This is a genomic window from Trichocoleus sp. Lan (assembly GCF_039961855.1).
Lineage (GTDB): Bacteria > Cyanobacteriota > Cyanobacteriia > Cyanobacteriales > FACHB-T130 > FACHB-T130.
The window spans coordinates 23,238-35,501 of the sequence record NZ_JAMPKA010000015.1 but is presented as its reverse complement, the minus strand read 5'-3'; the positions used below and the strand labels follow the sequence as shown (position 1 = coordinate 35,501).

Sequence of the window (12,264 nt, the reverse complement as noted above, 5' to 3'; positions counted from 1 at the left end):
GCAGGCTGAGCATTGCTACTTATCATTCAACAGCCGCGTTGTCGCTAACCAGTGGTGCGTAGATGCTTGTGTTCGGAGACTTGTTTGAGTTTATGAGTACAAGGTCGCTGTGTCAGTCATTAATATATCAAGAATCAGTTGAGTTGAGGGGTAGGCGCTAAGGGCAAGGGAGAGAGGATGCGATCGCATCCTCTCTCCCAGCAGAGTATCCCAAAAACAAAGCAAATTGTGTAGTAGTACCCACAAGAGGTGCTACTACACAATTTTAATGGTCATTCAATTGTCAGCAACGCTAAACTTTGAGCATGAATTTTGAGCATAAAATCTATTCGTGTTCTACCACAAATATATTTGCATAGAGGTTTGCTAATATTTGCTTTCCCTCTTGCGTCATCTCTAAGTAGCGTAATCCATCCTGGATGTAAGGATATACGACATTCCAGTAAAACTTCGGGTAGTTTCTCCGCAAATCTCCAGGATTTTTGTAACCCAAGGTTTTATTCACCCCAGTTTCTTCAAATTCGTAGAACAATCCACTAATTTTTTGCAAGTAGCGCGGATCGCTAAGTTGACCAATTAAATCGGCGGCACGAATTAAGCCTGGAAAGTTATTAGTATCTTGATGATCTGCATCTGCTGGCACAGGAAAACGAGTTAACTCGATATTGTTCTTGATTGTTTCTGTATCTATCAGTTTGTGACCGCCAAAACGCTCCTCAATAAACAGTTTTCCGCGATCTACATGATAAGGTGTAAGGCTAGCATCGGTTAATCCGGTTGGCAGCGAAATGAGCAAGTTGTCGATACCTGTGGCATACACCCTTTCACTAGGTCGATCTTGCAGGCAAACTCCTTTCACGTAGCCAATATCATGGCACAACAAAGAAATGATACAGTGCAACCAATCTTCGCAATACACTCCCCCAAAGCGGATATGTTTGCCTCGCAGAATTGCTTGTCCCACTAAGGTGACAAAGATGGTGTGTTCGACGTTGTGATAAAGGGCGTCGCTGTTAGCAATATTTTCTAGAGCCATGTTTCCAGCCCAGACGATGATATCAGGGTAGTCTGGTTTAAGACCGCCGTAAGTGCGGCAATAGGCAGCTCGCAGGCGTTCAACGAAGGTATCGATCATCACCATTGTGGGATTAAACATCTCTAGTCCCCTGATAAAATTGAGAGCGCATTTAGAAAATTCAATTAAAGAAAATCAATTGTTATAAATTGATTAAAATTTTGAAGCGTCTACTGATTGGCCTAAAACTACTCTTCTAGGGCGTTTAATTTTATTCATTTTCTAAATTAAAACACGCTTACTTGCTACTTCTATCAGTAGTTTCACTTACCTTTATGCAGACCGCAACCAGGAAAGCTCAGAAGTTCTGAGTGTTTTTCAGGCTACAGCAAAACTGAAGACACGAGAGCATTCAGTTTGGCTAACCCCTGTTACACATCAGACCTAATTAATTCAGGAAACCCCAGGAAAGTTCAGGAAATCTCTAGTCTTTCCTCTGTTATCTGCTATAGGAGATTGTTTTTGCTTGCACTTTCCCAAGGTTTCTCAAGATGGTGTAATACCATTTCAGTAATTGCCTGCAACAGAGCCGACGAATTGCTGCGATGGGAGCGCCGCTACTCTAGTAACAAGGAGGAGAAAGAGAAAATCGCCAGTATAGTGCCAGTAAAGCTAATAAAATCTCTGAGAAGTGTCAAAAGTTGCCCTTTTTTCTAGCGTTAGCGTTCGTGTAGCGGCACGGATGTGGGAAAGGGATGCGCGATCGCACATCCCTTTCGCGCATCCGCGCTGCTTCGCGGGGATGCAAGGGATATCTCTACCGTTTAAGCGTCTCAATTAGGACTTTTCAGACATTCTCTAATAGGTGTAAGAAGATTAATAGCAGGAGACCGTCACGCTTTAGACTCAGCCATCAGGATTCCCTTAGAGCTTAGAAAGAAGGAGTCCCTGGCTCAGGGGAGTTTTGTCCGCTTTATTGCCATCGACGGGCTGTGGCAGCTACATTTTTATAATAGGAAGTAATCCTAGGCTTACTGTTTGGTTGCACTTATAAAAAGTTATCAAATATACGCAAGGTGCAATTTTAAATAGGCCCTTGATTCCATCAGTTTCTATTTTCAGATAAAGACTGATCAAGATTTTTATTGGCAAGAGGTGAGAACGCTATGTAAACTTAATCGATCGATCTCTTAAAATGAACCTTCCTATGTGAATCAGGTTGCAAAATTTATTAAATGTTAAATATAGCAAATTTGCTCGATATTTAATATGTTTTTAAGAAACCGCGAAAGACGCACTAGCCTTAATTGAGCTATACACTTTCTTCGCTAGAGCAAAAAGAAAACGATAAAAAAGAAGTTTCTGAACACCTAAAGTTGTTATTAAATAGCCCTTTCAAGCAAGCATGGAAATTAACGAAGCATTAAGATTTATAGACGATTTAATTTTTGTTAAAACAGGAAAGCACTTAAACGATCTGGAAAGGGAAATATTTCTAGGATCTTGGGAAGGAAAAACTTATGAAGATATTTATCCTTTGAATCCTCAATATGTAGAAAAAGATGTTGGCTATAAATTATGGAAGAAGCTTTCGGTAGTTTTGGAGGAAAGAGTTAGCAAAAAAAATTTCAAAGGAGCCATAGAACGCGCTCAGAAGCAGGAGTCGCACTCAGCAGAAGTGCCACCCCTAAAGGACCAGAGCCATTCCCAAAAAGAAGTAGAGGGATTTACGAAGAGAATCTTTATCTCGCACCGCGCACAGGAGCCAGATAGGGGACTAGCAAATCAATTTTACGAAACCCTGAATGCTTCTGGATACACAGCCTTTATGGCGAGTGTAGGCGCACCTACAAGGGATGTCCAGAAAGGCGAGGGTCAGAGACATTCCTCAGAAAAAATCGGATGGTCAGCGCCGCCTCTTCTTTCTCAAATTGATACAGAGTTACAGCAATGCGACTACTTTTTGCTGCTAATTTCTCCCCAGACGGCGGTAAGTGAAATGGCGATCGAAGAGTTGCGACGAGCGAAGGAATTGCGCTCTATTCAGAATAAGCCAGCCGTGCTAACAATTCGCGTTAATTGTCCCTCGAATACTCCGCTAAATCACGATTTACGCAGCTATCTTGATGGAAATGAACAATTTGAGTGGAACTCGCCTGCTGACACTCCAAGTATTGTGCAAAAAATTCTGAGTTTACTGGCAAGAAGCGTGGAGTCCGGCGTTGTAGAGGCAGATTTAACTAGGATATCCGTGGGGATACCTGAGGAATCAATCGATTCATCTCTAGAGAAGCCTGAAAGCCTAACTCCTTTAATTTCCCAGGAGGATGAAGGGACATCCGTCATCCTGCATTCTTCAGATGCACCCCTGCCAGTAGCAGAACCAGAGTTACCCAATGGTCAGGTGCGTCTGGCTTCTGCGTTTTATGTAGAGCGAGTTCCTTATGAAACTCAGTGTTACAAGGAGATTTTGCAACCAGGCGCTTTGATTCGGATCAAGGCACCGAGACAGATGGGGAAAACTTCGCTGATGGCGAGGATTCTTTATCGAGCAAACGAGCAAGGTTATCGGACGGTACCGTTGAGTTTTCAGCACGCGGATACGGCAGTTTTTACAGATTTAAATCAACTTTTGCGGTGGTTTTGTGCCCGAATTTCTCGAAAGCTGCGCCTTCCTCATCAATTAGATGATTATTGGACGGATACTTTTGGTAGTAAAGATAATTGCACGATTTATTTTGAGGATTGTTTGCTGTCAGCATCTGACAGTCCGTTAGTATTAGGGTTAGATGAAGTGGATCGGGTTTTTCAATATCCCAAAATTGCTGACGATTTTTTTGGGTTGTTGCGGGCTTGGTATGAGGAAGCTGGCTATGGGAATGGCGATAGCGATCGCTGGCAACAACTCCGGCTGGTGGTGGTACACTCAACGGAAGTTTATATCCCTCTGAATGTCAATCAATCCCCGTTTAATGTAGGGTTGCCGATTGAGTTACCGGACTTTAGCCCGGAACAGGTGCAAGATTTAACTCAGCGGCATGGACTGAATTTGAATGCAACGCAGGTTGAGCAATTAATGAGGCTAGTTGGTGGACATCCTTATTTAGTCCGATTGGCGCTTTATCATATCGCGCAGCAAACGATTACGCTGGATCAACTGTTAGAAACTGCACCCACAGAGGCGGGACTTTACGATGACCATTTGCGAAGACATTTATGGAATCTGCAACAACATCCAGAGTTAGCAGATGCTTTCGCTAAAGTAGTGATGGCGGACACACCCATCGAATTAGAGTCGGTGCCAGCATTTAAATTGCATAGTATGGGGCTGGTACAGTTGCAGGGCAATTATGTCACGCCGCGCTTCGATTTATATCGGCAATATTTTAGCGAGCGCTTGTCAATTAAAAACTAAAAATTAATAGGGATTAGTTGAGTTAATAGTTGAGCTATCTCTTAGGCAAATTTTAGATAACTGTTAGCTAAAAGTATAGAGCAGTTATTCATTACTCACAAAAAACTCATTTGTCAGAAGCATGGTGTTTTCTACCCAATCAGAAGCCCTTATGAGTCAACAGCCAAACCCAGGCTATAACTATAAAGTCGGTGGACATTTGCCTCTTGATGCTCCTACTTATGTAGTGCGACAGGCAGATTTTGACCTTTACGAAGGGTTGAAGGCAGGAGAGTTTTGTTATGTGTTAAATTCTCGGCAGATGGGGAAAACTAGCTTGCGGGTGCGAACGATGCACAAGTTGCAAGCGGAAGGATTTGCCTGTGCAGCGATAGACTTGACGAAAATTGGTAGCCAAGATATTACGCCGGATCAGTGGTATGCCGGAGTGATGCGGCGGTTGGTGACGAGTTTCCAGCTTTCAGACAAGATTAACTTACAGAGTTGGTTGCGCGATCGCGCTTTTTTACCTCCGGTGCAGCGCTTGAGTGAATTTATCGAACAAGAGCTGCTAACATCAGTCAGCCAGAAAATTGTTATTTTTATCGACGAAATTGATAACGTCCTTAGCTTAAATTTTAAGACTGATGACTTTTTTGCGTTTATTCGTGCTTGCAATGAATACGAACGTCTGACTTTTGCCTTGCTAGGAGTAGCGAGTCCCTCTGATTTGATGCAAGACAAAAACCGGACTCCTTTTAATATCGGTCGGGCGGTTGAATTATATGGCTTTCAATTACACGAAGCGCAGCTTTTAGCAGGGGGGTTAGCAGGGAAAATTAGCAATCCTCAAGAAATGCTAAAAGCGGTATTAGATTGGACGGGAGGACAGCCGTTTCTTACCCAAAAACTTTGTAAATTAGTCCTTCAACAAGCAGAGCAAAACTTATTACCCATTAGCCAAATCCCAGATTGGGTTGAGAGATTAGTGCGCTCGCGGATCATCGAGAGTTGGGAAGCAATGGATGAACCACCGCATCTAAAGACGATACGCGATCGCATTCTCCGAATTGGACAGCGCAGCCGTACGCTACTGGATCTCTATCAGTTAATTTTGCAACAAGATGAATTAGCATTTGACGAAAGTCCCGAACAAATCGATTTACTACTATCAGGAGTAATTGTCAAGCGGCAAGGGAAGTTAAAGGTATGTAACCGCATTTATGCCTCTGTATTTAACGAGAGGTGGGTAAACAAGGCCTTAGCGGATATGCACGCCGACTTCATGCAAGTTGTTGCTACCCAAGAACAAAAACTTCTATCGATGCTTAGCGTGATGGAAGGCAAAACATTTGATGATATTCTTTCAGAAATATTAGGTTCTATTACTTTAAAAATGGGCGAACTACTGAGTGTAGATCGCACAACAGTTTTCTTTATAGATGAAGAAAAAAGTGAACTTTGGTCAATTATTGCTAGGCATGAAGACGGAAATCATCCCGAACTTCAGATTTTGTCAAATAAAGAAACTAAAGGACGATTAACTTATTTCAAAAAATTTGTCAGCACTCCCTTTAGTTTTTGCGACGATCCCGCTGAGTTGGAAGCGGAGGAATCAGATACAAATAAGGGATATCGCACCTACAACGAGTTGATTTTACCAATATTAAATGAGCAGGGAGATTTAGTTGCTGTTGTTCAATTACTGAATAAGTTAAAGCAGCCGAATAATCCACAAGCTCGCTATTCAGAAAGAATTGATAAATACGGTTTCACAGAAGCCGATCAAAAACAGTTTGCTGACTATGCTCCGGCAATTCGACGAATTCTAGAAAGATGCCAGTATTGCTATAAATTAACCCAAAGACTACAAGCCTCAGAAGCACTGACAGAAGCAACGCGATCGCTCTCTCAAAGCAGCCTCGATTCTGAAGAAGTCTTGGGTCGCGTCATGGATGCGGCAAAAAAACTGATGAATGCCGATCGCAGCACGCTTTGGCTAATCGATCGAGAGGCAAATGAACTATGGACTAAAATTCCTTTTGAGGACGGTTCTGTTCGAGACTTGCGAGTCAAAGTAGGGCAAGGTTTCGCTGGCAAAGTGGCTGCATCGGGAGAAACTTTAAATATTCCCTTCGATCTGTACGAGCATCCTGATTCGGAGACAGCTAAGAAAACAGATCAGAAGACGGGTTATCGAACTTGTAGTTTACTGTGTATGCCCGTTTTCAGCCCTGATGGTGAATTACTGGGTGTTACCCAATTAGTGAATAAAAAGAAACCGGGTGTTTTTCCAGAATATAACCCAGATCATTGGCCCGAAGCCCCCGAATGCTTCAAGGCTAGTTTTGATGGGAATAGTGAAAAATATATGCAGATTTTTAACTCTCAAGCGGGGGTGGCTCTGCAAAATGCCCAGAAATTTGCCAGCGTCAAACAAGAGGCAGAATCTCAACAAAAAAATGTGGTCAGTCAAACTCTGGCGATGCTCAATAGTGTCATGGATAACCAGGGTTTTGATGATATTTTAGATAGCACCTTGCGTTCGATTACTCTAAAAATGGGCAAATCTTTGAGTGCCGACCGTACGAGTATCTTTTTATTAGATGAAGACAAACATGAATTTTGGTCAATTATCGCCGAAGCCGATGGAGATGGTTCTTTAGAAATTCGGATACCTGCTAATAAAGGAATTGTGGGCGAAGTGGCAGCCCGCAAAGAAGTTATCAATATTCCCTTCGATTTCTATGACGATCCTCGCTCTGATGCAGCAAAAGAGCAAGACAAAAAAAACGGCTATCGCACTTATACAATGTTGGCGTTGCCACTCTTAAATGAGCAGGGAAATTTAGTCGCAGTTATTCAGTTACTCAACAAATTAAAGCGATTTGGCGACCGGACTGCATCCTTAGCAGAAAGAATCGATCGACAGGGCTTTACCAAAGCAGATGAAGAACGATTTGCGGAAAATGCCCCAATGGTTCAAATGATTTTAGAAAGCTTCCGCTCTTATCATAAAACGGCTAGAGGGCAACGAGTGGCAGCCGCATTAATGGCAGCAGCTCGTTCAGTGAATCAAAGCAGTTTGGATCTTCAAGAAATTCTCAAACGGGTGATGGAAGCAGCTAAGAAACTGATGAATGCCGACCGCAGTACTTTATGGATTTTAGATCAAAAGCCTGGTGAATTGTGGACGCAGATTCCCTTTGACGATGGCTCGGTAAAAGAATTGCGGGTGAAAGTAGGACAAGGTTATGCTGGCAAAGTTGCCGAATCTGGAGAGCCTTTGAATATTCCTTTTGATTTATATTCTCGCCCAGATTCGGAGACAGCCAAAAAAACCGATCTTCAGACAGGTTATCGCACTTGTAGCTTACTATGTATGCCAGTTTTTAGCCCCGATGGTGATTTGATTGGCGTGACTCAATTAGTGAATAAAAGAAAGCAAGGAGACTTTCCAGAATATGAAAGTCCCGATCAGTTGGCATTTCTACAAGAGGAAGCTCCGGAATATTTTAGGGCTAGTTTTGATGACAGCGATCAAAAATATATGCAAATTTTTAATAATCAAGCTGGAGTCATCCTCCAAAATGCCGAACTTTTGGCAGCCGTTAAAAAACAAGAGCGATCGCTTCGAGACAACCTGAGTGAATTGTAAATTTAAGCGTTGGTTCAGTACTTTGGGAATAACCCCATCCCGTCTTACTAAGAAACAGTGTTGAAGTTTTAAATTATCTAAAATTATCTAAATGCCTGCCCCGTCGAGGAACTCCGTAATCAGCCGATTAGAAGCATTTGAAATGATCGCCTTCTGAAGGCTAGCGTGCATGGCAACGGGTACCTTTCTTTGAATTTTTAACGATTCAATTTCCTCCTCTAAAAATTGAATCCGGTCAAACAAAGCCCGTATTACTTCCGCTTCTGGATCTTGCAGGCTTTCATTGTTAACGGAAGCATCCAAATTATCTTTGCGGCGGACAATTCGACCCGGAACGCCAACTACCGTGGAATGAGACGGAATATCCCGCAAAACAACGGAACCGGCACCGATACGGACGCTATTTCCAATGTGAATATTTCCTAATACCTTCGCACCCGCTCCCACTACGACATTTTCTCCTAAGGTTGGGTGGCGTTTGCCTATTTCTTTGCCAGTACCACCGAGCGTTACGCCTTGGTAAATCAGGGCGTTGTCTCCCACAATTGCAGTTTCTCCAATCACAACGCCAATGCCGTGATCGATGAAAACGCCTTTGCCAATTTTAGCTCCCGGATGAATTTCAATTCCCGTGAAGAAACGAGCCAAGTGGGAAATCAAGCGAGGAATGAAGGGAAACCCAAGGCAATAAAGCCAGTGCGCCACCCGATGAAAGAAAAGTGCCTGTAAGCCTGGATAGCAGAACAGCACCTCCAGCCAATTGCGTGCCGCTGGGTCGCGCTGAAAAATTATTTGGAAATCAGCGATCGCAGTTTTCAGCAAGAGGCGCTTCTCCCTTCAAGTGTGAGATGGACAGCAAGCAAATCGAATCCCCCGTAATTTGGTAGGGATACCGTAATTTTGCTCCTAAGTAGGAGTATGCCATAGCCTATCTACAAAAACAATCCTAAAACTGCATAATTCCTATCGGCGAACCGTAGTATAGTGGAAAACGTTCTTGGCTGGAGATAATCCCATGCGATGGACTGTCCTGTAAGGTGAGGTACGCTTTCCTGGCTCTCCTAGAACTAGCCAGCCACCACAAGCCGCGAGACTTCCTGCAAATAGACCACATCGCTGCCGGTCAACAAATACCAGACCGCTATTTAGCGCAGGTGTTGATGATGTTGTGGCGCTGCGGTTTAGTCCTCAGTCAACGAGGCGCTTTGATCAGGTTATGTGTTGGCGGAGGAACCCCAGCGAATTACGGTGTGACAGGTGCTGGCTTGTTTAGAGGGGACAGAGAAACTGGAACCCTTGAGTCTAACTGCTTCGCAAACCCTTGAAGACTTTGCGATTAAGGAAATTTGACAGGAAGCAACGACAGATAGGATTCGCCACGGGCGATCGCTTCACGCCGTCTTGCAGTGCGAGACGTTACAGGATCTGCTCTCGAAATGGGATGAGAGTCAACAGTTGAGTCCATGTTTTACATCTAACTTTGGCGGAGTAGTAAAGATGCGAATTGCTCATAATGTCACGGAATTAGTTGGTCATACGCCTCTGGTTGAGCTGAATCGGATTCCGCAATCTGAAGGCTGTGTAGCGCGAATTGTTGCGAAGTTGGAGGGGATGAACCCGACCGCTTCAGTAAAAGACCGCATTGGTGTCAGCATGATTCAAGCTGCTGAGGAGGCGGGTCGCATTCAGCCGGGAAAAACGATTATCATTGAGCCTACTTCTGGAAACACTGGCATTGCGCTGGCGATGGTAGCGGCAGCGAAAGGCTACGCCTTGATTTTGACGATGCCAGAGACGATGAGCCAAGAACGGCAAGCGATGCTCAAAGCTTATGGTGCCCAACTGGAACTGACGCCTGGAGCTGAAGGCATGAAGGGAGCGATCGCCAGAGCCGAACAAATTGCGGCGACAACTCCGAATGCTTTTGTACCGCAACAGTTTCGCAACCCAGCCAATCCCCAAATCCATCGGGAAACGACAGCCGAGGAAATTTGGGCTGATACTGACGGTGAAGTAGATTTCTTGGTTGCGGGAATTGGGACGGGTGGCACGCTGACGGGAGTGGCTGAGGTCATCAAGGCACGAAAACCGAGTTTTAAAGCGATCGCTGTAGAACCCGTCAGCAGTCCAGTCCTCTCTGGCGGTCAGGCGGGAGCGCATAAAATTCAAGGGATTGGTGCTGGATTCATCCCAGATGTTCTCCGAACTGAGCTGATCGATGAAGTGATTGCTGTTACGGATGAGGAGTCGATTTATTACGGTCGCCGCTTGGGTCGAGAAGAAGGATTGTTGTCGGGTATCTCTGCCGGAGCAGCTTTAGGTGCTGCAATTCGGATTGCTAAACGTGAAGAGAATGCAGGTCGTTTGATTGTTATGGTGCAACCCAGTTTTGGCGAACGTTATCTAAGTACACCGTTATTTCGAGAACTGGAACCTCAGGAAGCTCAGGCTGCTCCAATTCTGGTTTAAACCCACGGCTGGAGTGGTTGTATCGCTGCATTAGTGCCAATACTTTGAGGCAAGACGCGATCGCATTTATTTTGTTTGCGATCGCGCAGTAAACACATTCCTGGCACCTCTGGTAGGTGAAATCACTCTAGGCAGGGCACCTACCAGAGGTGCCCCAACATTCTCTGCAAACGAAGATAGCGATTGCCAGGTTAGTTTTATTGTTGCTTTTAACCTATTCTTAACCTAAACTAATTTCTAAACCCCAGTAAAGCCAGCGAATTACTGTAGTTACTGTGAGATAGAGAAAATATCGCCTAGCTAGTCATAAATAACTGGGCTAGAGTAGCCCAGTTTTTCATCAGTACATTGGGGGACTGAGGGATAAGTGTTCTAGTTATTCTGGGAGTTCCACCAATGAGTTCGATGTTTTTCAGTCCAAGCGATTGGCAGAGCGTAACTTTTAGGCTTACCACTGCACTACTGGTTGGTGGCGCGATTGGCATGAACCGCCAACAGCCTGGTAGACCTGCTGGCTTGAGAACTTTCATGATAGTTAGCTTAGGTGCTGCCGCATTTGTAATGATTCCCTTGCAGGTGGATGGTGACAATACCTTTTCTTCTTCCAATGCTCTGAGTCGTACCATCCAAGGCGTTGCTACGGGAGTCGGGTTTCTGGGTGCAGGAATGATTCTGCAACAATCTCATCAAAAACTTAGAAAAGCCGAAGTCAAGGGGCTAACTTCCGCCGCAACTATTTGGTTGGCGGCTGGATTGGGAGCAGCCGCAGGCTGTGGATTATGGCGAATGAGTCTGATTGGAACGCTATTTGCATTGGTGGTTCTTAGTGGAGTGAAGAAACTCAAGAAGTCTCCCTTGATTCGTCTTTACGATGACAATCGGACAAAAATACCGGAAAAAGACGCTGCATCGAATCAAGATGCAGCGAAGTAATAACTTCATTGGTAGGACTGGTAGGACTTTTAAGAGCGATCGCTGCGATATTTCTTAAGGCTTGGTTGGTGAAACAGACACTACCCATAGAAAACAGCTATGGAATTCTTGCATCTGATTGTGAGAGTTTGCTGACTGATGAGCTTAGTTACCCATCGCGTAACTTTAATTAGAACAAAGTTTAGTAACCTAACCACAAGGTTTTCAGGTTACAAAAATCCAATAGTTTTATTAGGACAGCGATCGCCATCCGATGAAAGCCTATCAAAACTTCTTTTCAGAGTCAAAATTAATGATTTCCCTAGGTGCTTACATAGTAAGCATTTCCATCTGTGCGTGGCGACTGGTAACAGACTCGCTACTTTTAGGCCAGATAAAACGTCAGAATTCACTGATGAATCCTCAGTTTCTCCTAGCCTATCAAGAACAAGACCCTACAACTTCGACAGATGCTTTGTAACAAAATTTGAATCACTTGTCTCGACCGTTGGATCTGTTGCTACTAAATTTTCATGCACTGATAGAAGTCAACCGATGCTCAGCGGATTCTCGGTCTGTACCCCTGTAAATGGTTATGAGTATTAGCTGTATCACTTGTTCAATCAAACAAGTTCAGGGATAGATTGGACACTAGCTCCTGAGAGATTAGTCGTTTATTTAAACAATTCTACGCCAATTCGGTCGGAATACCGTAATATATATCCAAAGACTGATATTCAGTAAAGATTTTCTGTATAAATATATCTATAAGTCTTAAAGTACAGTAACCCCACCGAAAAGCCGGAGTTAACACCA

General features: G+C 44.0%; 8 protein-coding genes. 5 read left to right on the top strand and 3 right to left on the bottom strand.

All coding sequences use genetic code 11. From position 1 onward, the window contains the following. Positions 1 to 325: 325 nt before the first annotated feature. On the bottom strand, positions 326 to 1,156 hold the full coding sequence (locus NDA03_RS14730) for an Npun_R2479 family HD domain-containing metalloprotein (protein WP_190533654.1): 831 nt from the start codon (positions 1,154 to 1,156) through the stop codon (positions 326 to 328). A 1,264-nt stretch (positions 1,157 to 2,420) separates the two neighbouring features. Between NDA03_RS14730 and NDA03_RS14725 the strand changes: the two genes are divergently transcribed. Further along, positions 2,421 to 4,430: an AAA-like domain-containing protein gene (locus NDA03_RS14725; RefSeq protein WP_348238415.1), complete on the top strand. Its 2,010-nt coding sequence runs from the start codon at positions 2,421 to 2,423 to the stop codon at positions 4,428 to 4,430. A 151-nt stretch (positions 4,431 to 4,581) separates the two neighbouring features. Then, positions 4,582 to 8,067, top strand: a complete 3,486-nt coding sequence (locus tag NDA03_RS14720) for a GAF domain-containing protein (RefSeq protein WP_348238413.1) — start codon at positions 4,582 to 4,584, stop codon at positions 8,065 to 8,067. An 87-nt stretch (positions 8,068 to 8,154) separates the two neighbouring features. Here NDA03_RS14720 and cysE read toward each other — a convergent pair whose 3' ends face one another. Further along, positions 8,155 to 8,889, bottom strand: a complete 735-nt coding sequence (cysE, locus tag NDA03_RS14715) for a serine O-acetyltransferase (protein ID WP_190415958.1) — start codon at positions 8,887 to 8,889, stop codon at positions 8,155 to 8,157. A gap of 215 nt (positions 8,890 to 9,104) precedes the next feature. Here cysE and NDA03_RS14710 point away from each other — a divergent pair, with 215 nt between their 5' ends. Then, a complete protein-coding gene (locus tag NDA03_RS14710) occupies positions 9,105 to 9,392 on the top strand; it encodes an Rrf2 family transcriptional regulator (RefSeq protein ID WP_348238411.1) in 288 nt (95 codons plus the stop codon). An 11-nt stretch (positions 9,393 to 9,403) separates the two neighbouring features. Here the strand turns inward: NDA03_RS14710 and NDA03_RS14705 are convergent, their stop codons facing one another. Then, positions 9,404 to 9,532: a hypothetical protein gene (locus NDA03_RS14705; RefSeq protein WP_348238409.1), complete on the bottom strand. Its 129-nt coding sequence runs from the start codon at positions 9,530 to 9,532 to the stop codon at positions 9,404 to 9,406. 32 nt (positions 9,533 to 9,564) lie between these two features. Between NDA03_RS14705 and cysK the strand changes: the two genes are divergently transcribed. Then, positions 9,565 to 10,536, top strand: coding sequence for a cysteine synthase A (gene cysK / locus NDA03_RS14700; RefSeq protein WP_348238407.1), 972 nt, complete (start codon positions 9,565 to 9,567; stop codon positions 10,534 to 10,536). Positions 10,537 to 10,941: 405 nt separating this feature from the next. After that, the gene (locus NDA03_RS14695) at positions 10,942 to 11,469 is read left to right on the top strand and encodes an MgtC/SapB family protein (protein ID WP_190415964.1); all 528 of its coding nucleotides are present in this window, start codon (positions 10,942 to 10,944) and stop codon (positions 11,467 to 11,469) included. Positions 11,470 to 12,264 lie beyond the last annotated feature (795 nt).

Coding starts and splice junctions, on each gene's coding strand:
- NDA03_RS14720 (WP_348238413.1), top strand. CDS start 4,582: ATGAGTCAACAGCCAAACCCAGGCTATAACTATAAAGTCGGTGGACAT.
- NDA03_RS14725 (WP_348238415.1), top strand. CDS start 2,421: ATGGAAATTAACGAAGCATTAAGATTTATAGACGATTTAATTTTTGTT.
- NDA03_RS14705 (WP_348238409.1), bottom strand. CDS start 9,532: ATGGACTCAACTGTTGACTCTCATCCCATTTCGAGAGCAGATCCTGTA.
- NDA03_RS14730 (WP_190533654.1), bottom strand. CDS start 1,156: ATGTTTAATCCCACAATGGTGATGATCGATACCTTCGTTGAACGCCTG.
- NDA03_RS14695 (WP_190415964.1), top strand. CDS start 10,942: ATGTTTTTCAGTCCAAGCGATTGGCAGAGCGTAACTTTTAGGCTTACC.
- cysK (WP_348238407.1), top strand. CDS start 9,565: ATGCGAATTGCTCATAATGTCACGGAATTAGTTGGTCATACGCCTCTG.